The sequence below is a fragment of the Paenibacillus bovis genome (assembly GCF_001421015.2).
In the GTDB taxonomy this organism is placed as follows: Bacteria; Bacillota; Bacilli; order Paenibacillales; family Paenibacillaceae; genus Saccharibacillus; species Saccharibacillus bovis.
The window spans coordinates 4,529,553-4,556,311 of record NZ_CP013023.1 but is presented as its reverse complement, the minus strand read 5'-3'; the positions used below and the strand labels follow the sequence as shown (position 1 = coordinate 4,556,311).

At 45.3% G+C, this 26,759-nt stretch carries 21 protein-coding genes; 17 read left to right on the top strand and 4 right to left on the bottom strand.

Annotated elements, in window-relative coordinates; genetic code table 11:
• Nucleotides 1-71: 71 nt before the first annotated feature.
• Nucleotides 72-2,096 carry a S9 family peptidase gene (locus tag AR543_RS19470; RefSeq protein ID WP_060536049.1) on the top strand — a complete coding sequence of 675 codons (2,025 nt, stop codon included), beginning with the start codon at nt 72-74 and terminating at the stop codon, nt 2,094-2,096.
• 33 nt (nt 2,097-2,129) lie between these two features.
• A complete protein-coding gene (locus AR543_RS19465) occupies nt 2,130-2,714 on the top strand; it encodes a GNAT family N-acetyltransferase (RefSeq protein WP_060536048.1) in 585 nt (194 codons plus the stop codon).
• 207 nt (nt 2,715-2,921) lie between these two features.
• On the opposite strand, the gene AR543_RS19460 is transcribed toward AR543_RS19465, so the two are convergent.
• Nucleotides 2,922-3,662 (bottom strand): S-layer homology domain-containing protein, encoded by a 741-nt coding sequence (locus tag AR543_RS19460; protein WP_060536047.1) that lies wholly within the window; start codon nt 3,660-3,662, stop codon nt 2,922-2,924.
• A 414-nt stretch (nt 3,663-4,076) separates the two neighbouring features.
• On the opposite strand from AR543_RS19460, the gene AR543_RS19455 reads away from it, so the two are divergent.
• Nucleotides 4,077-4,256: a hypothetical protein gene (locus AR543_RS19455; protein ID WP_017813526.1), complete on the top strand. Its 180-nt coding sequence runs from the start codon at nt 4,077-4,079 to the stop codon at nt 4,254-4,256.
• A 307-nt stretch (nt 4,257-4,563) separates the two neighbouring features.
• Nucleotides 4,564-5,352, top strand: coding sequence for an alpha/beta hydrolase (locus AR543_RS19450; RefSeq protein WP_060536046.1), 789 nt, complete (start codon nt 4,564-4,566; stop codon nt 5,350-5,352).
• 186 nt (nt 5,353-5,538) lie between these two features.
• On the opposite strand, the gene AR543_RS19445 is transcribed toward AR543_RS19450, so the two are convergent.
• From AR543_RS19445 to AR543_RS19435, 3 genes are all read right to left on the bottom strand, one after another.
• On the bottom strand, nt 5,539-6,612 hold the full coding sequence (locus AR543_RS19445; RefSeq protein WP_060536045.1) for a mechanosensitive ion channel family protein: 1,074 nt from the start codon (nt 6,610-6,612) through the stop codon (nt 5,539-5,541).
• Nucleotides 6,613-6,806: 194 nt separating this feature from the next.
• A complete protein-coding gene (locus AR543_RS19440) occupies nt 6,807-7,064 on the bottom strand; it encodes a GlsB/YeaQ/YmgE family stress response membrane protein (protein WP_060536044.1) in 258 nt (85 codons plus the stop codon).
• A gap of 256 nt (nt 7,065-7,320) precedes the next feature.
• On the bottom strand, nt 7,321-8,220 hold the full coding sequence (locus tag AR543_RS19435; RefSeq protein WP_060536043.1) for a manganese catalase family protein: 900 nt from the start codon (nt 8,218-8,220) through the stop codon (nt 7,321-7,323).
• 494 nt (nt 8,221-8,714) lie between these two features.
• Between AR543_RS19435 and AR543_RS19430 the strand changes: the two genes are divergently transcribed.
• The 13 genes from AR543_RS19430 to AR543_RS19370 all read left to right on the top strand — a co-directional run bounded on the left by AR543_RS19430 (nt 8,715) and on the right by AR543_RS19370 (nt 26,508).
• A complete protein-coding gene (locus AR543_RS19430) occupies nt 8,715-9,656 on the top strand; it encodes a DNA-binding transcriptional repressor DeoR (RefSeq protein WP_060536042.1) in 942 nt (313 codons plus the stop codon).
• 496 nt (nt 9,657-10,152) lie between these two features.
• Nucleotides 10,153-10,602 (top strand): MarR family winged helix-turn-helix transcriptional regulator, encoded by a 450-nt coding sequence (locus AR543_RS19425; RefSeq protein WP_060536041.1) that lies wholly within the window; start codon nt 10,153-10,155, stop codon nt 10,600-10,602.
• A gap of 77 nt (nt 10,603-10,679) precedes the next feature.
• Nucleotides 10,680-12,050 carry an MFS transporter gene (locus AR543_RS19420; protein ID WP_060536040.1) on the top strand — a complete coding sequence of 457 codons (1,371 nt, stop codon included), beginning with the start codon at nt 10,680-10,682 and terminating at the stop codon, nt 12,048-12,050.
• 278 nt (nt 12,051-12,328) lie between these two features.
• Nucleotides 12,329-12,577, top strand: a complete 249-nt coding sequence (locus AR543_RS19415) for an RHS repeat domain-containing protein (RefSeq protein WP_060536039.1) — start codon at nt 12,329-12,331, stop codon at nt 12,575-12,577.
• A gap of 25 nt (nt 12,578-12,602) precedes the next feature.
• A complete protein-coding gene (locus AR543_RS19410) occupies nt 12,603-18,065 on the top strand; it encodes an RHS repeat-associated core domain-containing protein (RefSeq protein ID WP_145953933.1) in 5,463 nt (1,820 codons plus the stop codon).
• Nucleotides 18,066-18,219: 154 nt separating this feature from the next.
• The gene (locus AR543_RS19405; protein WP_060536037.1) at nt 18,220-18,849 is read left to right on the top strand and encodes a hypothetical protein; all 630 of its coding nucleotides are present in this window, start codon (nt 18,220-18,222) and stop codon (nt 18,847-18,849) included.
• Between the two features lie 508 nt (nt 18,850-19,357).
• A complete protein-coding gene (deoC, locus tag AR543_RS19400; protein WP_017813539.1) occupies nt 19,358-20,023 on the top strand; it encodes a deoxyribose-phosphate aldolase in 666 nt (221 codons plus the stop codon).
• A 194-nt stretch (nt 20,024-20,217) separates the two neighbouring features.
• Entirely contained in the window at nt 20,218-20,613 is a 396-nt protein-coding gene (locus AR543_RS19395; protein ID WP_017813540.1) for a cytidine deaminase, read from the top strand.
• Nucleotides 20,614-20,833: 220 nt separating this feature from the next.
• Nucleotides 20,834-22,015 carry a NupC/NupG family nucleoside CNT transporter gene (locus AR543_RS19390; RefSeq protein ID WP_060536036.1) on the top strand — a complete coding sequence of 394 codons (1,182 nt, stop codon included), beginning with the start codon at nt 20,834-20,836 and terminating at the stop codon, nt 22,013-22,015.
• A gap of 188 nt (nt 22,016-22,203) precedes the next feature.
• Nucleotides 22,204-23,385: a phosphopentomutase gene (gene deoB, locus AR543_RS19385; RefSeq protein ID WP_060536035.1), complete on the top strand. Its 1,182-nt coding sequence runs from the start codon at nt 22,204-22,206 to the stop codon at nt 23,383-23,385.
• A 286-nt stretch (nt 23,386-23,671) separates the two neighbouring features.
• Nucleotides 23,672-24,385: a purine-nucleoside phosphorylase gene (deoD, locus tag AR543_RS19380; RefSeq protein WP_060536034.1), complete on the top strand. Its 714-nt coding sequence runs from the start codon at nt 23,672-23,674 to the stop codon at nt 24,383-24,385.
• A 229-nt stretch (nt 24,386-24,614) separates the two neighbouring features.
• Nucleotides 24,615-25,916 (top strand): pyrimidine-nucleoside phosphorylase, encoded by a 1,302-nt coding sequence (locus AR543_RS19375; protein WP_017813544.1) that lies wholly within the window; start codon nt 24,615-24,617, stop codon nt 25,914-25,916.
• A gap of 418 nt (nt 25,917-26,334) precedes the next feature.
• On the top strand, nt 26,335-26,508 hold the full coding sequence (locus AR543_RS19370; protein ID WP_145953948.1) for an aspartyl-phosphate phosphatase Spo0E family protein: 174 nt from the start codon (nt 26,335-26,337) through the stop codon (nt 26,506-26,508).
• The last annotated feature ends 251 nt before the right edge of the window (nt 26,509-26,759 follow it).

Here is a 26,759-nt window from a genome sequence, read left to right as displayed (position 1 = left end):
CATATAAGGGTGAAGCTGGAAGAAGCTAACAAATCCATTACCGGACAGCACCCCGAAAGGAGACGATGGGTATGAGCGACAAACGAAATGTACAGGCAGAAGATCTATATCAGTTCAAGTGGATAGAACAACCGGCAGCTTCTCCGTCAGGCGAGTGGGTAGTCTATGTCAGTCGACAGGTCAATGATAACCGCGACGGTTATGAATCCCATCTGCGCATGATCCGGCAGGATGGCAGCGGAGATTACCGGTTTACGTCAGGACAGAGGGATCATTCTCCTGCTTGGTCACCAGACGGCCGCAAGCTGGCTTTCCTGCGTAAAAAGGATGATCATACCCAGGTATGGATCATGCCGGCAGCTGGGGGAGAAGCGTATCCGGCGACCAGTCTGAAGCACGGCGTGGCTTCATTCAGCTGGTCACCGGATAGCAGCTGGCTGCTTCTGCTGGCAGAAGAGGACAAAGAAGAAGAGGTATCAACACAGCATACAACAGAAAACAGCAAGCGATCGGAATCAGCATCTCCACAGCCTCCTGCCGGCAAAAAGGCAGTTGTTATTGACCGGATTACATACAAGTGGGATGGCGAAGGGTTATGGCAGGGACGCCGTACCCATCTGTACCTGCATTCTCTGGTGGATGGCTCGGGCCGCTGGCTCACAACAGGCGATTATGATGTACAGAGCTATGCCTGGGCACCGGATAGTACGCGTGTAGCTTTTATTACCCATATGCCATCTGCAGATGAAGCAGACCCGGATTTTACACTGAACAACGATTTGTATACGCTTCCTGTGAACGGTGAAGGTCTGCACCGATGGACACAGAACGAATACGGCATCATCTCGCTGGCATGGTCACCGGACGGTCAGCAGATCGCTTTTATTGCAAGCGACCAGTCTTATCATAATGCTACCCTGACCCGGCTGTACCAATTATCTGTGCCGCACGGTACGATTGCCTGTCTGTGTCAGGACTCCGATATGCTGATCGGCAATTACCTGGTAGGAGATACGGGTATATCTTCCACTGTAGAGCCGGTATTCAGTGCAGATGGTCAGTTCATTTATACGCTGCTATCCGAACGAGGAACGGTTCAGTTGATCACAACAGCGGTGGATGGTTCAGGACATCAGGTTATATTGGATGGTCAGCGGAATATCCACTACTTTACCCTGACTACGGATGCCAAGATCATCTTCGTTGCTGCCGACAGTATGCAGCCAGGCGAGCTGTTCCTGCGCGATACGACACAACTGCAGGAACAACAGCTCACCTTCTGGAATGATGAACTGCTGTCCGGGCTCCGGCTCAGTGTTCCGCAGGAGCTGGAGCTTACTGCGGTGGATGGTCGTCCATTGCAGGCCTGGCTGATGCCTCCGGTGCAGGAATATGATGCCGATAACCGGGTGCCTGCTATTTTGGAGATTCATGGCGGGCCGCATATGATGTACGGATTTACATTTATGCACGAATTTCAGCTGCTCACTTCCCAGGGATATGCAGTCATATTCACCAATCCACGTGGCAGTCAGGGCTACGGTCAGCAATTTGTAAATGCCTGTCGTGGTGACTATGGTGGTGGTGATTATCGCGACCTCATGGAAGTGACAGATTATGTACTGGAGCATTATGACTGGATCGACAAAGACCGGCTCGGTGTAACCGGCGGTAGCTATGGCGGGTTTATGACCAACTGGATTGTGGGACATACCGACCGCTTCAAGGCTGCTGTTACCCAGCGCTCGATCTCCAACTGGATTTCCTTTTACGGAGTGAGCGATATCGGCTTTTACTTTACCGAAGATCAGATAGACGGTACGCCATGGCAAAAGCTGGAGACACTGTGGCAGCATTCGCCGCTGGCTTTTGTGGAGAATGTGAAGACACCTATTCTGATTCTGCATGGCGAGCAGGATCTGCGCTGTCCGATAGAGCAGGCCGAGCAGTGGTTTACCGGGCTCAAGCGGCTCGGTGCGGTGACGCGGCTAGTGCGTTTTCCGGATGCCGATCACAATCTGTCCCGCAATGGCCACCCACAGCTGCGCATCCAGCGACTGGAACAGATAGCTGGCTGGTTTGCACAATACGTATAGAATCTATGGGCTAACGGAGATGATGAGCTATTGATGTATAGAGATGGAGAAGTATGTATACGTCCAATGGAAGAACAGGATATGTACCGCCTGTGGGAGATCGGTTATAAGGAAGCAGCACCCGAATGGAAAAAATGGGATGCTCCTTATTATGAACATATTGCACTCACCTATGATCAATTCTGTGCAGGTCAGCAGGAGAGTATGCTCCGCAGTCCAAACCGTTGGGGTATTGAAATCAATGGCGAACTGGTCGGACTGATCAGCTACTATTGGGAGCATGAGGCATCGTTGTGGCTGGAGATGGGCATCGTTATATTTGTTCCTTCCTACTGGAGTGGAGGCTATGGTACGCGGGCGATACGGATGTGGATGAAGCACCTGTTTACCACGATGCCGCTGGTGAGGGTCGGATATACGACCTGGTCAGGCAACGAGCGCATGATTGGTGTAGGCTACAAGATGGGGATGACGATGGAGGCACGCCTGCGCAAATGCCGTTTGTATAACGGAGTGTATTATGATTCGATCCGAATGGGCATTCTGCGCGAGGAGTGGGAGAGTCATACGGGTACAGCACATCAGGAAGTGGAAGCGGTGGAAGTTCTGCCGGACTAGATAGCAGGATGGGGAATAGGCTAGCCTGAGAACTTTAGTAATCTGACTAAGCTAAAAAGGTTGAACTCTTCTATTTCCGAATGCTGGAGGTTACTCATAGAAAAGTATCTAAAGTATAGGCAAAACGGATAGTCCATATATAACGATTCACAAAAAAGAACCCGCAGCGGCGATTTGCCGGCTGTCGGGTTCTTTTGCTATCCGTGATCAGGATTGAGATGTGCTCTCACCTGATGCTGTATCATCCGTGTCTTCCTGGGCTGCATGATCAGCGCCGGCTGCAGGCTGGCTCATTTCAGGATGCTTTTGCAGATAATCCAGCGCATTGTAGATCATGACTGCTGCTTCTGCGCGGGTGATTTTACCTTTGGGATCAAAGTTTCCTTTGGCATCCAGTTCGTTGATGTTCATGACCAGGGAACGCTGGACTGCTCCCTGATAGGAAGGAGTCAGTTGGGCACTGTCACCGATCTTGACCGGCTTGATATTGATCATTGGCAGATTGCCTGCCTTTTCCATAGACTGCATCAGGTAGCTGGTGAACTGCTCCCGTGTCAGATCCGCCGCAGGATCCACCGAGCGCGGCACTTCAACGCCATTAACCGCTGCAATAATAAAAGCATCTGAGTACCATACACCGTCTTTGACCTTGGTATAGGAATCGCTGGCTTTTGGTGCCTTGATAAATGTAAACTGGGCCAGACTCAACTGGAAGCTGTTCACCAGCATCTGGATGCCCTGAGCGGCATTGAGTGTTTGATTCGGCTTGAACTCGGTAGCGGTTACTCCACTGACAAATCCGCGTTCTTTGAGAGATTCGATCTTTTGCTGTCCCTGTACATTACGGAGATCCGTAAAAGTACTATCTGCCGCCAGTGCCTGTCCGCTTATCGAAAGCGTCAGCACAGAAGCTGTCAGAAGAGACAGCCATTTAGGCTGTATTCCCATTTCCTATTCCCCTCTCCAGACTATGATTTTGGCCTTTCCTATTCCTACAGACGAGTACACTTCCTATTAGGTTGCAGATTCGATACTTTTAATTTTATTTTATGTAAATGGGTATCGCCTTGATATGACTGCTTTTTTCGACATATGTAGGTCTTTGGTTTTAGTTATAGTCAAATAATGACAAAATTAATCCCAAGTAAGGTTGAGAGATTTTTGACGAAACTGGGACCGCTGAATCATTTATAAAATACTGCCAAAAACGGGACTATTTTATGTTTTCAATAGGAAGAATAGAGGGTATAACTTAATTAACTAAAGTATCACGTAGGAAACAATAGGAACCCACTAGGAAGTCACTTCCTACTTCTGGATAAATGAAACTTAAACCACTATCATAAAGGAGCGTGAAAGGTTATGAACATCAACTTAAGCGTATATCAAGCAACTCCCTACAATCATCAGCAATTCAGACCACAAGCGGCAACTATGACAGCGGACAACACCAGTGTAAATACTGGCGGACAAAGTTTCCAGGAACTGCTGAATGCTCAAATGGCAGCAACTACAAGTGTAACTACGTACAGAAGACGCTAATAGGATCACTGTTTAATCAAATAACCGTCATCTTTTTGTAAGGTGGGCGGAGGATAAATATAGACTTTTCAGGACTACACATAAGATATAAAGTCTTGCAGCAATCTGTTTACACGTAAAGATTAATATTTTTGTATAACAATGGAGACGATCCATGGTATACAGCGCGAATTACATATCAGGGCATGTTCCTATCCGGAACATGCCCATTATTATGTCCAAATGAGAAATCGCTTTCATTATCAAAAAGAGGTATGATAATAAATGGTAATGAAAGCAACTTCATTTCTTCGGGAGGTATTCGATTATGGCATTGATGCAATGTAGTTTTTATTCGGAAGTACTGGGATTATCTACTTCCATGAACGTTATTGTTCCCCAGGAAACGCATACCCAGATCGGTATGGAAGGCCATGCTGCCAGCGGCAAGCATCCTGTGCTGTATCTGCTGCATGGATTATCGGATGATCATACGATCTGGTTGCGCCGCACATCGATAGAGCGTTACGCAGCGGCATACGGGCTGGCTATCGTGATGCCTGATGTGCATCGCAGCTTTTATACGGATATGCAGCAAGGGGGCAAGTATTTTACATTTGTCAGCGAAGAGCTTCCACGGCTGGCAGAATCGTTTTTCCATTTCTCCAATCGTCGGGAAGACCGTTTTGTAGCCGGCCTGTCCATGGGCGGGTATGGAGCGCTCAAGCTGGGTATGAGCCTGCCAGAGCGTTACGCAGCTGCTGCCAGTCTATCAGGAGCGACTGATATTACTTCTATGTATAATCGTAGAGATGAAGAATACGAGCTTGAGGTGCGCCGGATTTTTGGTTCGCCGGAAGAAGTCAAAGGATCTTCCAATGACCTGTTTTATCTGGCAGAGCAGCTGGCATCCCACAAAGGGACTGCTTCACTGCCACAGTTGTACCAATGCTGCGGTACCGAGGACTTTTTATATGAAGACAATATCCGTTTCCGGGATCATATGAAGGAGCTGGATATTCCGCTAACGTACGAAGAAGAGCCGGGAGAGCATGAATGGGGCTACTGGGATACCAAGATCCAGCGGGTGCTGGAATGGCTGCCGTTATCTCGTTAATCTCCTGCAGTCTTTGCTGTTATTCGTATCATCAGGCATTAGGAAATGAAATATCTGCAATTCTGCAAGGAATTCGTCCATACACCCGTATTCTGGAGTACAGGACGTTCCATCTTATAGACCTGCAAAGAAGCAGCCCTGTATATAAAATAGGGCTGCTTCTTTATTATGCAGAATAATATGCAATTAGGCTTTGTCCGGTTCTTGAACGAGTACACGATGGGTAGGATAAGCCAATTTGGCTTCTTCCTCATGAAGAATCTGCATAACCAGCAGATTCAGCTTCTGGCGGTACTCCAGATTGTCTCCCCAGGCAGGGGATTTGGTAAAGCACTGTACCATAATCCCCAGACTGCTTTCGTAGAATTCATTGAATTTGACCATCACTGATCCTGGCGCGACAGCTTCGTCATTTTCCAGATGTTCAGTCAGACGATCGACGATTCGCTGAATACGGTCTCCCGGCGTCTGCAGCGACAGCTTGATATTGAAAAAGATTTTGCGTTTGCCCATCTGGCTGCCGTTCGTAATCGCAGATGACGCCAGCTTGGAATTTGGCACAATCACCAGAGCATCGGTAAATGTACGTATTTTGGAGCTGCGGAATGTAATATCCTCTACGATGCCTTCAATATCCGGTGTGGAGATCCAGTCTCCTTTGGAAAAAGGCTTTTCCAGAATAATCACGATCCCGGCAATGATGTTACTGAGCGATTCCTGGGCAGCCAGTGAAATAGCGAGCGTACCCAGACCCATACCGGCGACTACCCCGTTAATGCTGAATCCCCATTCTGCACCGATGCTGGTCACCGCCAGCACCACCACGATAAACCGGATCAATTTGGAGAGGAAGGGAATAATCATGCTGGTCGCATCGAGACCGAACTTCTTGCCTACACCTTCCAGCAGGATCGAAGAGGCAGCAGATACATTATAGAATCCCCAGCCCAGCAGGACCACGCTGATGCTGCGATAAATCCGGTTGATATCAATCACAAAGCTCCACTGCTCATGCATAAAGTAGCGCAGTGCCGCATATGTACCGATCAGGATAAAGAAATACTGCAGCGGCTTCTCAAATGCTTCGGCCCAGCGAATCAGTGCCGGATGATTTTTGAAGCGCCCGATTACAAATGCAAACAGATATCGGGTAAACAACTTGCGAAATAACAGAAATAAAACCAAAATGACGATGGATACGAACAGATCGATCCAGCGCACGTTATAATACCATTGTATCAAGCCATCAATAAGGTTCATATTCACCATCCTTTTTCTATGATTTGCATACCTAATGATTACCCTTTTCCGGTCGCTGCGATTGACATTTTGATTAGTTAAATTTATCCGGTCGTCTTATACAGCAAAAAGCCCGCTCTGCATAAGAGCGGGCTTTTTATTGAGGAACGTTGCTGTTCCTGAATGGTGTATTCGATTAACGAGGTAAGCAGTAATTAGCTGCGTGTGCGACGCATCGAACGGAAGATCATGCTAGCAATGAATACCAGGATGACTGCACCGATAATCGATTGGATAACGAAGAATCCACCGATTTCCGGGCCCCAGTGACCCAGCAGCATGTTACCCAACCAACCACCGATGAAACCTGCGATAATATTACCAATGATACCACCCGGAATATCGCGGCCTACGATCATGCCTGCGATCCAACCAATAATACCACCTACGATTAATGACCAAATGAATCCCATAATGTTCTCCTCCTAAGTAAGTCAATATCTTTATTAAGATGTTCGAATAATTTTTCAAGATAACTTATGGATATCCGTGAAACTGGTAAGTTAGTTTGGAAAATGTATTCGATTATCTCTTCACGTCTATTTATTAACCACTGATAACCAAATTAAACCGTATGTTAAAAATTTAATAAATAAATTGGTTGTCAGGCATCATGCCAGCGCATAAAAAAGCCTGTACCAACAAGGGTACAGGCTTGTAAATACGGATTTATTTAATATTGCCGTTTGCTTTGAGTCGTTTGGCAATCTCGGCAAAATCTTCCTGGGAAATGCCTGGTGCAAACTCTTCTTCCACTTCCGGATACTCGGGTACAGGCACACCTTCAGGGAAGCCATGGATGACTTCCAGTGGCAAACCATCTTCCGGATGAGTACCTTTCCAGATCTGGTCGATCGCTTTGAAGTCTTCGGTGCTGTGAGTATACAGCTTGGTATGAACACCTTTGTCCTCGTATTTACGTGCTTCATTGAATGCTTTGTTGCTTAATGAAGGAACAGGTACGAGCTTGGTGACATCCACGCCGGTAGCCATTTGCAGAGCTTTGGCATACGCTACAACGTGCACACCACCGCGAACCAGCAGGAAGCCTACGACTTCGCGGGCAGCCGGATGATCAGTCATTTCATACACTTTCATCTTATGTGTTCTGGCACCACACTCCAGGAAGAAGTTGTGCAGCAGATCCTCTACCAGATTACCGCTGTTGAACACATTGTCGCCTGTCCATGGTCGGCCCATGGAGTCACGCGGCATAGCACCCTGGGCGCCAGCGAGGTATGGATAACTCAGCCTTGCATTTTTTACTGAATCAAGAGGGGTATCATCCGGCTGCTTATACGAAGTTGAGCCGGCTTGAATCTTGTTAATCCCGTGAGCGACGAGCTCGACATGACCCAGTTCTTCGGCGGTAATACTCGTTACCAGATCGTAGAATGGCTTGAGCTTGGTCTTGTTGCGGAAGTTAAAAGACTGGTACAGATAATTGTTCAGAGTCGACATTTCGCCGAATTTGCCGCCCAGCAGCTCCTGTACAGCAGCTGCTGCATTAGGGTCGGGACGGTCCACATCCGGTATTTCGATCATAATCTGGTCAAGACGTGTGAACATAATCATACCTCCAGTATTCAGTTGTTTTGACTTTTTTCTTCTGTACAGATAATTGCAGATCGGACAGCTTATTGTTCTGCGATCGGAGCAGCTAGATCACTCGATAGCAGTTCCCTATTCTGTTCCAAATGAATACGCCATCATTGTATTGCAAAAAACTGTATTGAGAAAAACAAAGCCTATAGTACCAATACCCTAAATGTTCCACTGCAAACGTTAAAAAGACGAAATTCCATAATATTCATTTAAAGTTCACAATATAAATAAAGCTGGAAAATTCACTGTTACAAGAGATAAATATACTTTGAGATCTATTCAGAAGTGAAAAGACACTGTACAGCAGCAGGAAACAAGTAAACATCATCATACCGATCTGCACGAAATGCTTGGCATCCGACCATCGTAATTATTTTGGGAAAAATGTATAATATGTAAACGGTATCTGTGCATGTAAGGGCACAGACAAGATCACGATAGAGATGTGGGATGAAACGATGGATCATGAGAAACAGCGGCTCAGCATCGAGACCGCCCGGTTATACTACTTATCTGATTACAGCCAGCAGGAGATAGCGTCACGACTCGGCGTGTCCCGTCCAACGGTATCCCGCCTGCTGCAGTATGCCAAGGAAAAAGGTTATGTGAGGATCAATATTGTCGATCCGCTGGAAGATCTGGATGAGCTCGCCGAGCAGCTCAAACGCAAGTACAAGCTGGATACCGTGCATGTATGCTATTCTCCGGTTAACGAATACAAGGAGATTCAAAAGCATATCAGCAAGCGGGCAGCAGATTATTTGCATGAGATTGTACAGGATTCGGATATTATAGGCGTAACCTGGGGAACGACCATGTACTCGGTCGCCCGTCAGCTGGAGCAGAAGCAGGTACGCGGGGTAGAGGTCGTTCAGCTCAAGGGTGGAGTTAGTCATTCTCACGTGAATACGTATGCAGCCGAGACGGTGAATCTGTTCGCCGAAGCGTATCATACGAGCGCACGCTATCTGCCTTTGCCTGTTATTTTCGATAATATTGAAGTCAAACGCATGGTCGAGGAAGATCGCCATATCCAGCGTATTATCGAACTGGGCCGACAGGCGAATATCGCCATGTTCACAGTCGGTACGGTCAAAGAAGATGCGCTGCTGTTCCGGCTGGGCTATTTTAACAAGGAAGAACAGCAGCTGCTGCAGCGTACTGGTGTAGGCGATATCTGCTCCCGTTTCTTCGACAAGGATGGCAATATCTGCAGCCCGGCGATCAATGACCGGACGGTAGGGATTGATCTGCCCGATCTGCGTAAAAAAGAAAAATCGATCCTCGTGACCGGTGGTCAGCGCAAGATCGAAGCGATTGAAGCGGCACTGGTAGGCAAGTATGCGAATATTCTGGTTACTGACCAGTTTACTGCCCAGGCGCTGCTGAACGAGACATAGGGCAGGATGTAGATAGAGTAAGGCATAGGACGGTATTATCTAAAATAAGCCATAAGTAAATTTGAAGAGTCCGACTGCGAGCAGGGTGGAGCCGAGCTGATAACAGTATATTCGTAAGCCATGCATAGTCGATAGAAGTAAACTATCATAGCTATAGCAAATATCTGCTTTTATTTATCTTTTTGCAGAAGTAGTATGGGCTGGGTCGAAACTATCTCAATGTAGATAGTAAATGTGGATAGTATAGGTACAAACTGTTATGCCAGGTGTAGAATATTCCTGTTTTTGATCCAAACTATACATTTGTGTTTCAAACGAAGCACGGAAGCCGGGATTTATCGGTATCCGTGCTTTTTGTTTGAATTTTACAATGTAAAATCTTATCCATTGTATTGACAATAGTTGCGGACTAAACTAATATTGGTTCGAGTTCGAACTAATACCGTGTGTTATGTAGATTTGAAATAGCATGCCGGAAAGGAAGAAATGATTACTTATGGATTCCCGTACTGTACCTTCCAGCGAGATGATGGACAGTCCTGCTCATATCGTCAAAGTACTATATATTATGATCCGGCGCGAGATTGAGACTGTACTGCGTCCGCTGGGACTGACGCCTCAGCAGGGACAGGCGCTGTATGCTCTATCCCAATCACCTGGTCTGACCAACCGAGAACTGGAACAACAGCTGATGATCGAGAAATCCAGCGTGACCAGCCTGATGAACGGCATGGAGAAAAAAGGCTGGGTTATTCGCCGTAGCCATCCGGAAGATGCACGTATGCGCCAGAATGAATTGACTGCATCCGGTCAGCAGATTCACCAGGCCGCTCATGCTGCGGTAGAAGAGGTCAAGCTGCGTTCCCGCAGTGCCCTGACTGCAGAGGAGCTTCAGCAGCTTACCGGATTATTATCCAAATTACATCAGGTCTACCATCCATCTTGACAAGCTTATAATGCGCTTGTTTGTCTACAGCGTAAGTGTATATCCATTTTGAATGACAGAAAGGAATCTATCCCCTCATGAATCAGGAACAACAAGCCTATCCAAACGGCGATAAATTGATGCGGGTGCTCGCTTTTACGCTGGTATTCTCCGTCATGAATGCCTCCATGTTCAATGTAGTGATGCCGATCATCAGCCAGGAGTTCCATATCGGCGCATCCGAGGTTAGCTGGCTGCTGACCGCGTATATGATCGTCTATGCTGTCGGCTCTGTCACCTATGGCAAGCTGGCGGATAAATATCGTCTCAAGGATCTGCTGACATTCGGTCTGATCTTCTTCGCACTCGGTTCAATCGTCGGTCTGACCGCTACTCATTTCTGGATGATGATTCTGGGTCGCGTGCTTCAGGCAGCAGGAGCAGCTGTTATTCCGGCTACAGCGATGATTGTGCCCGTTCGCTACTTCCCGCAGGAAAAGCGCGGTGCAGCGCTCGGGATGACAGCAGTCGGTCTGGCACTTGGTACTGCCATTGCCCCGATTGTAGCAGGACTCGTGACCAGCTTTGCCAGTTGGCGCTTTCTATTCCTGCTGTCTATTCTGCCGCTGATCGCTCTGCCATTTTTCCGTAAATATCTGGATGATGCCAGAGGCACTGCGCAGAAGATCGACTTTCTTGGCGGCGGACTGCTTGGAGGAACGGTGGCTCTGCTGCTGCTGTCTATTTCCCAGAGCAACTGGATTAGTCTGGTGATAGGCATTATTCTGCTCGTACTGTTCATTATTCGTATTCGTACAGCCAAAGAGCCCTTTATCCAGCCCAAGCTGTTCCGCAATCGACAGTATTCGTTCAGTCTGTTTATTGCCTTTCTGGCGACAGGAATGAGCTTTGGATTGCCGTTTCTGACACCACAGTTTCTGTCCAGTCTGAATGGACTATCGCCAGCTATTATTGGCCTGATCATGTTCCCGGCAGCGATCTGCTCGGCAATTCTGGGGCGCCAGGGCGGTAAATTAGCGGATCGCAAAGGTAATTCGTACCTGGTGTATATTGCTACGACGCTGATCTTTATCTGTTTTGTCACCTTATCGATCATGGTAGGCATCTCGCCATATGTAGTCCTGTTCCTGCTGATCTTCGGTAATGTGGGACAGACCTTTATGCAGATTGCCATGTCCAATACCATCTCCCGTACACTGACCAAAGATCAGGTAGGCGTAGGGATGGGCATGTTCTCCCTGCTGAACTTTATCGCCGGCGCGATGGCGACGAGTATTATTGGCAAAGTCATTGATACCGATGCCCAGGGATTCCATCTGAATCCGGCCGCGCTGTTCAGCGAGGCGTATACGTTTAGCAATATTTTCTCTGGATTGGCGCTGCTCGTTGTAGTTGTAATTGTACTGTATACGGTGCAGTCGAGATGGACAGCCGGACAGGCAAAGTAGAAAATAATAGAATATATACAATGTAGAAAAACCCACTGATTCTCTAATCAGCGGTTTTTTTTATATGGTCATTAGATCTGAAGAAGAATGTACAATTATTGAAATAAAAAGTATAAAAGTTTATCAATATATATAATTCCCATTTTTGTAAACTAGCCTTATAATCTTCTGTAAGACGCTGTAAGGGGATGAGTGGCTTTTAATACATTATATATTCACGTATGGTTGATTTTGCTCCAATTTACACGTCCATACTCATAAGAAAGGAGGGATTTCGTATGATTCAAAATTATCTTCGGAAAATTGCAATAGTTTTATTTTCGGTAAGTATCTTATTCTCTGCTGTACTTACGGCATCTGCTGCATCTACCAGAGTATATGAATATGATGTTAATGGCAGATTAATAACTACCTACACAGCAACTCAGAAAGTTACATACATCTATGATAAGAACGGTAATCTGCTGAATAAAAAAGTAGAAAAAGGGAATTACACTGCTAATTTACATGCAGCCAACAAAAAATAAAAAGAGATTCGAAGGGGATAAATAAGTGAATACAATCAAGCGATTAAAAGTTCCGGTAGTGTGGATACTCAGCTTAATGCTGGTGCTGGAGATGATTGGAGCACCAGCATATGCAGCTGCGAAATCTGTATCCAAAGAAACACTCTCTTCCGTTCAACCACCAAGCCGCACTGCAGCGGCACAGGATACAGATCCAGACCAATGGACGACAGTTGCCAAAAGTGTATATGGAGATGTATACGAAGAAACTGATCCTGAAATGGACGCATTGGAAGCGAAGATCAAGCAGCTGGATTACCCGGAAACTAACTTTCACATGAATTCCTTTGCTATTCAATCGGAGATTGCGGGACTTCCAGAACCAGAAGCAATCACTGAACTGGGAGAAGAAAAGATTTATCTGCTGCTCAAAGATGGAGCAGAGCCTGTTGATATTTACTGGATTGAATATCTGTATCGCCTCACAGGCAGAGATGGCGATCAGATATGGCAGGATTACCAGGAGCAGAAAATAAAATGGGCAGAACTGGAGCAACAATACAGCAAAACATCAGTTACGGAAGATGTATACAGAAACGTACAGGATGATACATATGGACCAGTGCTCTCTACACAAGGTCTACATGCGATACGAGGATTGACAGCTGATGATTCCAGCGCTCCTGCAATGACGCTGTCGGCAGCACTGCAAAGTGCATTAGACGATATGATTAATGATCAACGAATCGATAATCTGGGCAAACAGCAATATGATGAGAATCCAGAAAATACAGAAAGTATCAGTACTTCAACCGGAAGTTTGTCATGGGATGCTACACAGATCCATTTGCCGGGACGTGATGGTCTGGATCTGAATATTGGAGTACATTATGATTCTTTAGACACTTCGCCTTATACCAGAAAATCTTCCAAAAAACGTAGTGCCAGTATATACAAACGCAGCTATACTTATGAGCGAAATGATCTGGGGATGGGATGGTCTTTTCAATTGCCTTCCATAGAGGGTGGATCACCTAACTGTAATAATGTTCAGTATGTTTACCATTCCGGCACAGGACAGAGCTATGAATTTAATACGTACTCTTCATTTACTGTCGAGGTGAAGAAAGAGAGTGGTAGTCTTTTAGTATTTACCAAAGTGATTCCTCAAAATGAGCAATTTTCCAATGGAGAATTACAAGCATGTATACTGGTAAAACATCTGGATGGAACCAAGGAATACTTCTCTTCCTTTGGCTTGCTTATTGGCAAAGTAGACAGGTATGGTAATACAATTACGTACCACTATCAGGATCGAAAAGTGAACTCCGATGTATCCGTAGGCTGGGGTGGATTCGTACCATCCTATATTACCGATACGCTTGGACGCAAAGTCACGTTTGATTATGAGACCAAATTGAATCAGGGCGATGAGTTCCAAGGAGAGAATATCATTGTTACCGTATATAATCCGCAGGGTCAGCCCCAGCAAAAAGTAATCTATACCAAAAGCCGGGCTAAGTTAATCGAAAATCAGCAAGATCAAGGGTATGTACCGATACTGCAAAGTATTACTAACAATATGCAGGAAAAGCAAACTTTTGATTATAATCTGGTGAATGCGAAGTTTAGGTTTAAGGGTGGAGTGGACTTTGTAGAAGAACCTTATTTCTTATTAAGTCAGGTCAATTCACCTCGATCTATTACGCATTATGACTATGAGACAGTAGAACGTATGCCAGCTGATTTCGGAGAAAGTATAGAATATAGAATTCGTTCACGCTATGATGCGCCTCTTCTTGCAAACGGAAGCCAGGGAACGAAAATGAATCAGGTTGATTATACGTATGAAGGAGACTATACCAAATATCGTAATACTTTTAATTCATGGGGTGGACTGGATTATAGTCTCTATCATTATTATCAGACTGCCCACGTCAAGAGTAATACAGCATCCGGTGAGACAAGAATTACCAGTCATTACAATGGTAAACACCTGTTGTTATCGAAAGAGACCAAAACAGCTCAAGGCGAGACAGTTACAACGAATTATCAGCAATTTGATCCAACTTATGAATATAACCCTACCAAGATCCAAACAATTCAACAGGATGCGAACGGCACCATCACTCGTTACAAGGATATTACCTATACCGACTGGGGTGGCACATCAGCCGAAACCGATGACCTGCTGGAAAGCGACTATAACAACGCTGATACTAGAGCGCGTCATACTATAAACTATACCTATGATCCGACGTATCATTTGCCACTCAGCAAATCATGGTATCAAAGCGATAACAAACAAATCAGCGAACAATACAGCTATAACACCTCTGGTCGTCTGCAAAGTACAACCAATGCCGCGGGAGAAGTAACCAACTATAGCTATGAGTCTGCACCATCGGGTCCAAACCAGATCCAAAAAGTCACTGAAACTCGCAAGGTGCGCGATGGTATGAACACCAGCGTCACGACAACATTCGGTGCCGATTATAACTATGCCTATCCAACCGAACAGACCCAGACGCTGACCAATGCAGGCAAAAACACACAAACCGTCCGTCAGACGATGAAATACGATAGCGGCACCGGTCTGGTGACAGAGCAAATAGACAGCGATGGACGCAAAACAACGACGACCTACGATGCTCTCGGCCGACCAACCCGGATTGTCTCTCCATCGATCACTAATCTGGATGGCACCGTGTACGCAGTAGAAGACCAGTATGCCTACACCAATCGTGCTTACAGTACTGAGGCAGATAGCATTAATAGCGGTATCCTGACGATGCGAGTGGACAGCATCCGTCAATATACCAATACATCAACAGGTGCGACGACCATACTCACACGCCAGTCTTCCTATTATGATGGTATGGGCTTCCTGCGTGTCGATGAAACGTACAATGGCACCAATGGCTGGACCCGTTCCCAGTATCATCCGGACGATCAGGGGCGTGCCGTCTATGCAATAGACCCGGCTGGCAATACCCAGACTGCAGCCTACGACGCATGGGGCCAGCAGATGGAATTTACAGATGCCCAGGGCAACCTGTTTGTGAATAAAGCCGAGCTGACTCAGCATAAAGCCAAACGATTTGCTGTTGCAGCCGATCAGGTAGCTGCCTATCGCTCCAACCCGGGCAATACAGCGATACAACTTAACTATGTGGAGCAATCCTACGATGCATATGGACATATGACAGGAATGCTCGCTTACCAGGATGGATCAGCTCGCAGCCAGCCAATCAGAGAGAGCTATACGTATGATCTAGTAGGGAACGTGCTGTCTTATATCGATCCGAATAATAACCGCAACAGCAGCGGTGTAACTACAGTCTTTACGTATGACGGATTGAACCGTCTGACTTCTGTACAGGACGCGATGGATCAGACGAGCCGTTATGGATACGACGGGCTGGGCAGTTTGTCCAACGTAACCATTAGCGATACAACAGGCAAAAGTGAGACCCTGTACAGCAAGGATTACAACGAGCTTGGCCAAATGACCAAGAAGACCGATCCATCCGGTAACAGTACCGATCTGACATATAATCAGCGTGGTCTTAACGATCAGCAAACGGATCGCAATGGCACCGTGACGAATTATCAATATGATGAACGCGGTCAAAATACTCTAGCCACTCTGAAAGGGACAGACGGTAGCACACTGCAGACCAAGAGCATCTTTGGCAGTGACGGTAATCTGCTTACCGATCGTCATGAACTATACCTGAATGGTACCAAAACAGCCACGCAGACAAGTACCATCGATAAGCTGGATCGGGTCACCAATCTGGTCTCGACAGCCAATGGATACAATGCACAGCTGAATGTGACATACGATCCGCTGGATCGGATCATGAGCCAAAAAAATAGCTTGAATGGCAATAGCCTGTTCACCAACTATGGCTACGATAAATCCCGTCTAACCCAGATTCAGACCAACGGCGGCCAGACCCGTACAACGGCCAAGACAGCGAATGTTCAATATGACTACACACCGCTCGGTCAAGTACGCAGTATCACGTTCCCTACCCTGTCGGATGGAACGACCTTGCGTGAGAGCATGAGCTACGATCCACTGAATCGATTGTCCCGACTGACCAATGCAAAAGGCGATCAATTGTTGTCAGTATATAACTATCAGTACGATGCCAACGGCAACATTACAGGGATCAAAGAACAAGTGCAGAGCGGTGCAGCTCAGACTTCCACATATGCATATGACAAGTTAAATCGTCTCACAGTAGTGAAAAGAGCCGACGGCAGCGAGACCCAGTATACGTATGACTTGCGTGGTAACCGCAGGACGATGAGTGATACCCAGGAACTGCCGGAGACAGAGCCAGCAAGCTATACGTATGATCTGCAGAATACATTAACATCTACAACCACAACTAAAGGCAAAACTAACTTTGAATATTTACCAGGCGGATTACGAGCCAAAAAAACTACCGGAACTAAAGTTACCCACTACGGTTATAATGGAGCCGGTAAGGTGGTCTCTGACAAAACTGCTGATGGTACAGCATCCAGCTATATTCGCGGTGACCGGGTACTTGTCAAAAAAGACCAAACGAATAAGAAGGATTACTATTATTTGTACAATGGACATGGTGATGTCGTACAGATGATTGGAACAAATGGTAGTCTCGTGAACAGCTATCGTTATGATGAGTGGGGGAACATTACACAGCAAAAAGAGACGGTAACAAATGAGTTTAAGTATGCTGGAGAGATATATGACGGAGAGATAGGATTATATTATTTAAAATCAAGATATTATGATCCAAGTATTGGGAGATTTTTGAATGAAGACACATATGAAGGGGAACTTACAAATCCCTTAAGTTTGAACGTTTATACTTACGTTCATAATAACCCACTGATTCATATTGATCCTTATGGAAATAAAGCTTGGTTAATTCATGGAACTTTTTCTGACGGGAATACTTGGAAACCTGAATTTGTTGATTATATTGAGAAGGTATTCAATGAAACAAGTGAGAAGTTAAATTGGTCAGGTGAAAATAATAAAAAAGCACGTTCGGATGCAGCTGAAGAGTTTGCTGGCAGAATTTATGCATGGCAAAAGGATCATCCTAATGAACCAGTAAGATTAATCGGACATAGTCATGGAGGTAATGTAGCAATTATGGTCGCAAACTTATTAAAAGATAAAGTACCTGTAGACACTTTAGTTACTATTGCAACCCCAGTAAGAGAATATCAATTGGAGACCAAGGTAGGACAACATATAAATGTTTATAATGAAAGAGATATAGTACAGGGAGATATGGCAGGACACTGGTGGTTAGCAGGAACTACATTGACAAGGAAATTTGATAATGCAGATAATATATATGCTAAAGATGGAGAGCAAGGCACAAAAATCGAATCACATTCTACGATGCATAGTGACGTGAAAATATGGAAGAAGTATATTGAACCGGTTTTGCATAAAGGAAGATATTGGTATTCAGGCTCTGGAGGATCTTTTTAAGAAAATTATTTAAAATATTAAAACAAGTGAAAAGTAAAATAAAAAGTTGCATTTTAAAGCCTTATGATAAGTATTATCTATTTAATCTAGTCTAGATAGCTACTTGATACTGTCTAGACTAGAATTTATTAAACAAAAGGAGTTAATAATTATTATGCAGGGTGCGCTGAAAATTACACTTTTAATTATTATTATAACTAGCCTTATATGCTTTTTTTGGTTTATTACTGGTGCCACTGCATATTTTCAACGAGGTATGGATATTATAGGTACTGCCTATCTATGGTATGTAGGAGTTCCTCTTCTATTATTTGACTCACTATTTGTCCTAATTCTTATTAAAAGATGGAACCCAACAAGCAAATTAGATTATATAGGTTTTAGCATATCTCTAATAATAACCCTCTTAATTTCTATTGCTTTAGTTAATAGTGTAAAAAATCATGGTTGGATAAATAAAAAAATAGAAAGTGATTCAGTTAAAATTACTGCTGATCAAAAATATGAATACCATATTGATTTGATTAATTTATTTCAAAAAAATAGTTCGGCAGAACTTTACCTTAAAGATTTAAAGACTGAGGAAGTGACTCACATACCTATTAATATTAAAACTAATGAAATTATAGGATTAGGAGTGAAGAAAACAAATCATTGGGTGAAACTTGAAATTACAAACAATGATAATATTTATCTTTTATATACAACAAAAGAACTAGGAATACCTCAAAAAAAATTCATGGTTAACGTCTCTACAAAGTCTTCTAGCATAATAAGCCAATAATAATTTTTAATTAATGAAGATTAACACCATAAGTTCTTTATAAATCTTAGGTTATTATATAAATGTAAAATTAAACATCTCTACTGAATTTTATTAAATTAGTTTATGATTGGTTCAAATTTTAATTTTAAAAGATTAGACAAAAAATAAATAATATTAATATATATATTGAAATGGTTACTTCTTTTGTAGTGTGTGAAGTCCATATTCATCCAGCTCTCCAAGCAGCATTTAACAACTCACAAACCATCCACAAACCCCTCACGAAAAATTCACATGCCAATCCACGAATTTTGTGCTATCATACAATAGTTTTCCCCTTCTGACGAATGTTCGTCCGTCTCTGAACAAACTTTCAAAAACTGTTTTACATTTGTTCATACCAGTGCTATGATGTTAATGCAAACAAGGATTACAACAGATTTGCCATATACACAGCATGTAATTTGTTATCCAGGGTAATAACAAGCGTATGAAATTATGAATAGTTTAAAGGAGCGATACACATATGAATTTGGCCAAACTTATTGACCATACATTGTTGAAAGCGGACGCAACAAAGGCGGAAATCACCAAACTGACAGATGAAGCGAGAAAATACCAGTTTGCTTCTGTCTGTGTAAACCCTACTTGGGTAGCTTACTGCGCAGAGCAGCTCAAAGGCAGCGGAGTGGATGTATGTACGGTTATCGGATTCCCTCTGGGAGCGAACACTCCGGAAGTAAAAGCTTTTGAAGCAGCTAACGCGATCGAGAACGGTGCAACCGAAGTCGACATGGTTATCAACATCGGCGCTCTCAAAGACGGCGACAACGATCTGGTACTGCGTGATATCCAGGCGGTTGTGAATGCTGCCAAAGGCAAAGCACTGGTGAAAGTAATCATCGAGACTTGCCTGCTGACCGATGAAGAGAAAGTTCGCGCTTCCGAACTGTCTGTTCAAGCTGGAGCAGACTTTGTGAAGACATCGACTGGATTCTCCACTGGTGGAGCAACAGCAGAAGATATCGCCCTGATGCGCAAAACGGTAGGACCTGACGTAGGTGTCAAAGCTTCCGGCGGCGTACGCAGCCTGGAAGACCTGAACCAGATGGTTGCAGCCGGCGCAACACGTATCGGCGCAAGCTCCGGTGTGAAAATCATGGAAGGTGGCCAAGCCACTTCGGATTACTAATTCACAGTACCTTTCCAGGTCGGTTGTTCCTTTGCCAAATAGGGAACACTGACATGGAATCAGGAATTACACAGGACAGAGAGACTGTCGGAGGTTGCAGTACACCTTGACCATTCATCCAAGTGGCAACCTTCCGGCAGTCTGGCTTTCCGGCTTCATTATCGTCAATTTTTATGCCCAAGGAGGCTAGTACGATGAAAGAACAACTGATTCAGGCAGCTATTGAAGCACGCCAGAATGCCTATGTACCTTATTCCAACTTCCAGGTTGGTGCGGCGCTGCTTGCAGACGGCAAAGTGTACGGTGGAGCCAATATTGAGAATGCTTCCTACGGACTGACCAACTGTGCAGAACGTACAGCGATCTTCAAAGCCGCTTCCGAAGGCATTCGCAAGATTGATGCGATTGCAATCGTAGCCGACACAGATGGCCCGGTATCTCCATGTGGAGCCTGCCGCCAGGTTATTGCGGAATTCAGCGACGAGAATACCCGCGTCTATCTGACGAACCTCAAAGGCGATGTTACCGAGTGGAGCGTATCCGAGATTCTGCCGGGATATTTCCAGGCCAAAGATATGGATAAAAAGTAAGACCTGCTTTTGATCCGTACAAGCCAGATGATTCATCTGGCCCTATCATTTTCAAAAGAATAATCCAGATAGGACTCATTCTTTTGGCAAACAATGTAAGCGCTTCATGAGTGTAGAGAAAGTGTTTCGCAAATTTTTCACAGCAAGTTACAATATCGACCGTGATGAACGGGTTCCTGCACCATATTGGATGCAGACTTAGAATAGGAGCTAATCGTTTATGAAATATCTTATCGCTATTATTGGTATTCTCGTAGTATTCGGATTGACTTATATTGCAAGCAATAACAAGAAAAATATCCGCTATCGTCCGCTCATCATCATGATTGTGCTCCAGGCGATATTGGCCTTTATCCTGCTTAACACTACAGCAGGTGCATGGTTGATCGGCGGTTTCTCGACCATATTTAATCATCTGCTCGGATATGCGCATCAGGGTACGGACTTTGTATTTGGCGGTTTTGCCTACAAGGAAGGCTCCACGCCGTTCTTTATCAGCGTTCTGATGCCAATCGTATTCATCTCTGCACTGATCGGTATTCTGCAGTATTTCAAAATTCTGCCGTTCATTATTCGTTACATCGGTCTGGTACTGAGCAAGATCAACGGTATGGGCAAGCTGGAATCCTATAACGCGGTAGCATCCGCGATTCTGGGACAATCTGAAGTATTCATTTCTGTGAAAAAACAAATCGGTATGCTGCCGAAGCACCGCCTGTATACGCTGTGTGCTTCTGCGATGTCGACTGTATCGATGTCCATCGTAGGTTCCTACATGGTCATGCTGCAGCCGCGTTATGTAGTAACAGCACTTGTACTCAACCTGTTCGGTGGTTTCATCATTGCGTCACTCATTAATCCGTATCGTGTAACGCCGGAAGAAGATATACTGGAAGTACAGGAAGAAGAGAAACAAAGCTTCTTCGAAATGCTGGGCGAGTACATCATGGACGGCTTCAAAGTTGCTATTACGGTAGCTGCGATGCTGATCGGTTTTGTAGCCTTGATCGCGATGATCAATGGACTGTTCGATCTGATCTTCCATATCACGTTCCAGGAATTGCTGGGTTATGTATTTGCACCGTTTGCATTCATCATGGGTGTACCTTGGAGCGAAGCGGTTACCGCAGGTAGTCTGATGGCGACCAAGCTGGTATCCAACGAATTCGTAGCGATGCTGGATCTGGGTAAACATACCGAGCTGAGCGCACGTACGATCGGTATCGTATCCGTATTCCTGGTATCCTTTGCTAACTTCTCTTCGATCGGTATCATTTCCGGTGCGGTCAAAGGCCTGAACGAGAAGAAAGGTAACGAAGTAGCCAAGTTCGGTCTGAAGCTGCTGTACGGCGCGACCATGGTCAGCGTATTGTCTGCGATCATTGCCGGTCTGTTCCTGTAAGAAAGAGTATTTCCAATCGTAACTTATCTGTTGTAAAATAGTCCTTTGCACAATTTTACAGCTTATCAGCTTGTTGAATCGTACTTCTCGGGCAGCCCTGCTGTTTGAGCATGACTACAGGGTGTTATATCCTGTATGAAATGGCGTATGATTCAACAAGCTGTCTATTTTGAAAGGAGTAATAAACGATGACACCATTCAAACGCGTACACTTGGTAGTAATGGATTCAGTAGGTATCGGTGAAGCACCGGATGCTGCAGAATTCGGCGACGTTGATGTCGATACATTCGGACATATCGCTCGTGAGAACGGCGGACTGAATATGCCGAACATGGCGAAATTGGGATTGTCCAATATTAGCGAAATTGAAGGCGTTCCGGTAGCAGAGCAACCGCTCGCTTACTACACCAAAATGCAGGAAGCTTCCCGCGGTAAAGATACCATGACAGGTCACTGGGAGATCATGGGACTGTATATCGATACACCGTTCCGCGTATTCCCTGATGGATTCCCGGATGAGCTGATTCAGCGCATCGAGGAGAAAACAGGCCGCAAAGTGATTGGCAACAAGCCAGCCAGCGGTACCGAGATTATCGACGAGCTGGGCGAAGAACATGTGAAGACCGGCGCGCTGATCATTTATACTTCTGCGGATTCCGTACTGCAGATCGCTGCGCACGAAGATGTGGTTCCACTCAAGGAACTGTATGAGATTTGCGAATTCTGCCGCGAGATTACACTGGATGATCCGTACATGCTAGGCCGCATTATTGCACGTCCATTTGTCGGTGAAGTAGGGAAGTTCACCCGTACATCCAACCGTCATGACTACGCCCTGAAGCCATTCGGACCGACGACGATGAATGCTATGCAGGATGCAGGACTGGATGTTATCGCAATCGGCAAGATCTCCGATATCTACGACGGCGAAGGCGTAACCGAGTCGATCCGTACCAAATCCAATATGGATGGCATGGATCAGCTGGTAAATGTATTGTCCAAGCCCTTCCATGGCATGAGCTTCCTGAACCTGGTCGACTTTGACGCCCTGTTCGGTCATCGCCGCGATCCAAAAGGCTATGCGGACGCACTGGAAGAATACGATGCACGTCTGCCAGAAGTATTCGAGAAAATGGAAGAAGATGATCTGCTGATCATCACCGCCGATCACGGCAACGATCCAACCTACACCGGAACCGATCATACCCGTGAATACGTGCCGCTGCTCGTCTACTCCAAACGTTTTGCAAATGGTGGCAAAGAACTTCCACTACGCAAAACTTTCGCCGATATCGCTGCAACCGTAGCCGAGAACTTTGGCGTCAAAATGCCTGAATACGGCGAGAGCTTCCTGTCCGATCTCAAGTAAGAGATCGAGGCATAGACAAGCAGTAATTAGCACTGCTACGTCGTTTGAAAGAGAACTTTATTTTCTTTCGGGTTTAACGAATTGTGATTAATGACTTTTGTAAAAGTAGTCAGGGTGCTCCTAGCGAAGTGAATGGAACGGACGGAGAGTCTCCTTTAAGAATGAATATCGACTGCTGAAGGCAGTCATTCAGGATATTCATTTTTAACAGAGACACGACGCCGATCCATTTACGGAGCGCTGTAGCACAACCATGACACTAATTTTACTTTGGAGGTATACACAAATGAGTGTTCATATTGCTGCAAAACCAGGCGACATCGCCGAAACAATCCTGCTGCCGGGAGATCCCCTGCGCGCCAAATACATCGCCGATACGTATCTGGAAGATGTAACTTGCTATAACGAAGTACGCGGTATGCTCGGCTTCACCGGTACGTACAAAGAACAACGCATTTCTGTACAAGGCACAGGTATGGGTCTGCCATCGATCAGCATCTACGCAAACGAGCTGATCAGCGAGTACGGCGTGAAGAACCTGATCCGTGTAGGTACATGTGGCGGTATGCAGGAGAATGTCAAAGTGCGCGATGTAATCATCGCTCAAGCGGCAAGCACCGATTCCAGCATGAATAACCACATCTTCGGTGGATACAACTTTGCACCGGTTGCCAGCTTCCCACTGCTCAAAGCAGCTTATGATCGCGGTGTGGAAAAGGGTCTGAATCTGCATGTAGGTAACATCTTCAGCTCGGACTCCTTCTACCGTGACGACAAAACGATCACAGGCCGTCTGATGGAATATGGCGTACTTGGTGTAGAGATGGAGACGAGCGCGCTGTACACACTGGCTGCCAAGTTCGGTGTAAACGCTCTGACGATCCTGACAGTAAGTGACCATCTGCTGACAGGCGAAGAAACCACATCCGAAGAAAGACAAACCACTTTCAACGAGATGATGGAAGTCGCTCTGGATGCAGCGATCTCTTTTCAAAAATAAGAGAGCAAGCATTCAGTAAGAAACAAAAATAGCCGGGAAATGGTGGCTCCATGAGGACGAGAAGATTGCAGCAAGATCACTCTCGAAGAGCATAAACCAGCATTTCCCGAATTGCATACAGCACAGCAGCATCTGATCCTAACCCGATTAGCGGTTGGATGCTCTGCCGCTGTTTCCCAGGATGTTAGGTTCATGTCAAATATTTCATTATAAGTGAGGAGATTTAACGATGAGAATGGTAGACCTGATTGAGAAAAAACGCGATGGTAAAGAACTGACTACAGAAGAAATCAACTTTATTGTTGAAGGATATACCAACGGAGATGTGCCGGATTATCAGATGAGTGCGTTTAACATGGCTGTATTCTTCCAGGATATGACCGAGCGTGAACGTGCAGATCTGACGATGGCTATGGTGAACTCCGGTGAGACGATTGATCTGTCCGCTATCGAAGGTGTCAAAGTCGACAAGCACTCTACAGGCGGTGTAGGCGATACAACGACTCTGGTACTCGCTCCACTCGTAGCAGCTCTGGATATCCCTGTAGCCAAAATGTCCGGACGCGGTCTAGGACATACCGGCGGTACGATCGACAAGCTGGAAGCAGTTGAAGGTTTCCACGTGGAGATTACCAAAGACGAATTCATCAAGCTGGTGAATGAAAGCAAAATCGCTGTTATCGGACAAAGCGGTAACCTGACGCCTGCCGACAAAAAGCTGTATGCACTGCGTGACGTAACAGCTACAGTCAACTCGATTCCGCTGATCGCAAGCTCCATCATGAGCAAGAAAATCGCTGCTGGTGCAGACGCAATTGTACTGGATGTTAAAACAGGCGCAGGCGCATTTATGAAAACACCGGAAGATGCCAAAGAACTGGCACATGCTATGGTAAGCATCGGTAACAACGTAGGCCGTAAAACAATGGCGGTTATCTCCGACATGAGCCAGCCGCTGGGTCTGGCGATCGGTAACTCCCTGGAGATCCAGGAAGCAATCGATACACTCAAAGGACAAGGTCCTAAAGATCTGGAAGAACTGTGCTTCGCACTGGGCAGCCAAATGGTCTTCCTGGCAAACAAAGCAAGTTCCCTGGAAGAAGCAGAGCAAAAACTGAGAGAAGTCATTGCCAACGGTAAAGCGCTGGAGAAATTCAAACTGTTCCTGGCTAATCAGGGCGGCGATGCCTCTGTCGTGGATCATCCGGAACGTCTGCCACAAGCGAAATTCCATATCGAAGTACCTGCCAAGCAGGATGGTGTGGTAGCTGAACTGGTAGCTGATGAGATCGGTACAGCAGCAATGCTGCTCGGCGCAGGGCGCGCAACCAAAGAATCCGAAATCGATCTGGCTGTAGGCCTGATGCTGAACAAAAAAGTAGGCGACTCCGTCAAAGCTGGCGAATCTCTCGTAACGATCCACTCCAACCGCGAGAATGTGGACGATGTAATGGCTATGCTGTACGAGAATATCCGCATCGCTGATCATGCTGATGCACCAACACTCGTATATGGTACAGTTACCGAGTAAAGAAGTAGCATATTGGATATGCTGTGATTACAGCAGTATATCCTGAGCTTATTCAGGGTCAAGCAGACGAATAATCATTGTCAAAATGAAGCAATAGATGTACTTCTACACCCTTTTGCTCTCTGCTGACAGTCATTCAGACAGCAACTTTTCTCAACAGTATGATACTGAGAAAGGTTGCTGTCTGTTTTTTTACATAAATATGGGATTATACATAAAAATAATACAAATTTTGAAAGCCTGTCCGCCGATATAAATAATAGTCGTCTTTACCGCAAAATTGCTGGCAGCTGGTCGTTAAGCGCAGCTTTACCAAGAGTAGGATGTACCCTTATGAAGCTAACGGTAACTTCAAACCAATAAATAAGATGAATATAAAAGAAGACTATGGAATCAGAGGAAGGGATGACAGGTGGACATGATCGGATGCCTAAAAAGGATTGAACAGGAGCGTGAAGAACTTCATTATCTGGTAGAACAATACGGATTCTCGGATCACCGTGTACTGGTCAAGTCTCAGCAGCTGGATCAGACACTGAATGAATTTAATCGGAATGCCTGCATTTACGATAGCAGCAAATTAAAAATGTAATCCTCGAAATCTCGAAGTTCCTTTGGTGCTTCGAGGTTTCTTTATATGATGTTGCCTTAAAATCAGAATCCTTATCGAAGGCAACATGTATTACACTATATGGTAATAATGGAATGTATACTTATGATTTCAAAGAAATGCAGAACATAGAGAAAGCCAAAAAATAACAAATAAACAGATAACTTAATAATCAGATTGCAGGTAATACAGTCACAAATAGATGATTCCTAAAATTTTAATAATATAAAATA

Excerpts from the sequence above, each read along its gene's own strand:
- AR543_RS19470 (WP_060536049.1), top strand. The coding sequence starts at position 72 with ATGAGCGACAAACGAAATGTACAGGCAGAAGATCTATATCAGTTCAAG.
- AR543_RS19465 (WP_060536048.1), top strand. The coding sequence starts at position 2,130 with ATGTATAGAGATGGAGAAGTATGTATACGTCCAATGGAAGAACAGGAT.
- AR543_RS19460 (WP_060536047.1), bottom strand. The coding sequence starts at position 3,662 with ATGGGAATACAGCCTAAATGGCTGTCTCTTCTGACAGCTTCTGTGCTG.
- AR543_RS19455 (WP_017813526.1), top strand. The coding sequence starts at position 4,077 with ATGAACATCAACTTAAGCGTATATCAAGCAACTCCCTACAATCATCAG.
- AR543_RS19450 (WP_060536046.1), top strand. The coding sequence starts at position 4,564 with ATGGCATTGATGCAATGTAGTTTTTATTCGGAAGTACTGGGATTATCT.
- AR543_RS19445 (WP_060536045.1), bottom strand. The coding sequence starts at position 6,612 with ATGAACCTTATTGATGGCTTGATACAATGGTATTATAACGTGCGCTGG.
- AR543_RS19440 (WP_060536044.1), bottom strand. The coding sequence starts at position 7,064 with ATGGGATTCATTTGGTCATTAATCGTAGGTGGTATTATTGGTTGGATC.
- AR543_RS19435 (WP_060536043.1), bottom strand. The coding sequence starts at position 8,220 with ATGTTCACACGTCTTGACCAGATTATGATCGAAATACCGGATGTGGAC.
- AR543_RS19430 (WP_060536042.1), top strand. The coding sequence starts at position 8,715 with ATGGATCATGAGAAACAGCGGCTCAGCATCGAGACCGCCCGGTTATAC.
- AR543_RS19425 (WP_060536041.1), top strand. The coding sequence starts at position 10,153 with ATGGATTCCCGTACTGTACCTTCCAGCGAGATGATGGACAGTCCTGCT.
- AR543_RS19420 (WP_060536040.1), top strand. The coding sequence starts at position 10,680 with ATGAATCAGGAACAACAAGCCTATCCAAACGGCGATAAATTGATGCGG.
- AR543_RS19415 (WP_060536039.1), top strand. The coding sequence starts at position 12,329 with ATGATTCAAAATTATCTTCGGAAAATTGCAATAGTTTTATTTTCGGTA.
- AR543_RS19405 (WP_060536037.1), top strand. The coding sequence starts at position 18,220 with ATGCAGGGTGCGCTGAAAATTACACTTTTAATTATTATTATAACTAGC.
- deoC (WP_017813539.1), top strand. The coding sequence starts at position 19,358 with ATGAATTTGGCCAAACTTATTGACCATACATTGTTGAAAGCGGACGCA.
- AR543_RS19395 (WP_017813540.1), top strand. The coding sequence starts at position 20,218 with ATGAAAGAACAACTGATTCAGGCAGCTATTGAAGCACGCCAGAATGCC.
- AR543_RS19390 (WP_060536036.1), top strand. The coding sequence starts at position 20,834 with ATGAAATATCTTATCGCTATTATTGGTATTCTCGTAGTATTCGGATTG.
- deoB (WP_060536035.1), top strand. The coding sequence starts at position 22,204 with ATGACACCATTCAAACGCGTACACTTGGTAGTAATGGATTCAGTAGGT.
- deoD (WP_060536034.1), top strand. The coding sequence starts at position 23,672 with ATGAGTGTTCATATTGCTGCAAAACCAGGCGACATCGCCGAAACAATC.
- AR543_RS19375 (WP_017813544.1), top strand. The coding sequence starts at position 24,615 with ATGAGAATGGTAGACCTGATTGAGAAAAAACGCGATGGTAAAGAACTG.
- AR543_RS19370 (WP_145953948.1), top strand. The coding sequence starts at position 26,335 with ATGATCGGATGCCTAAAAAGGATTGAACAGGAGCGTGAAGAACTTCAT.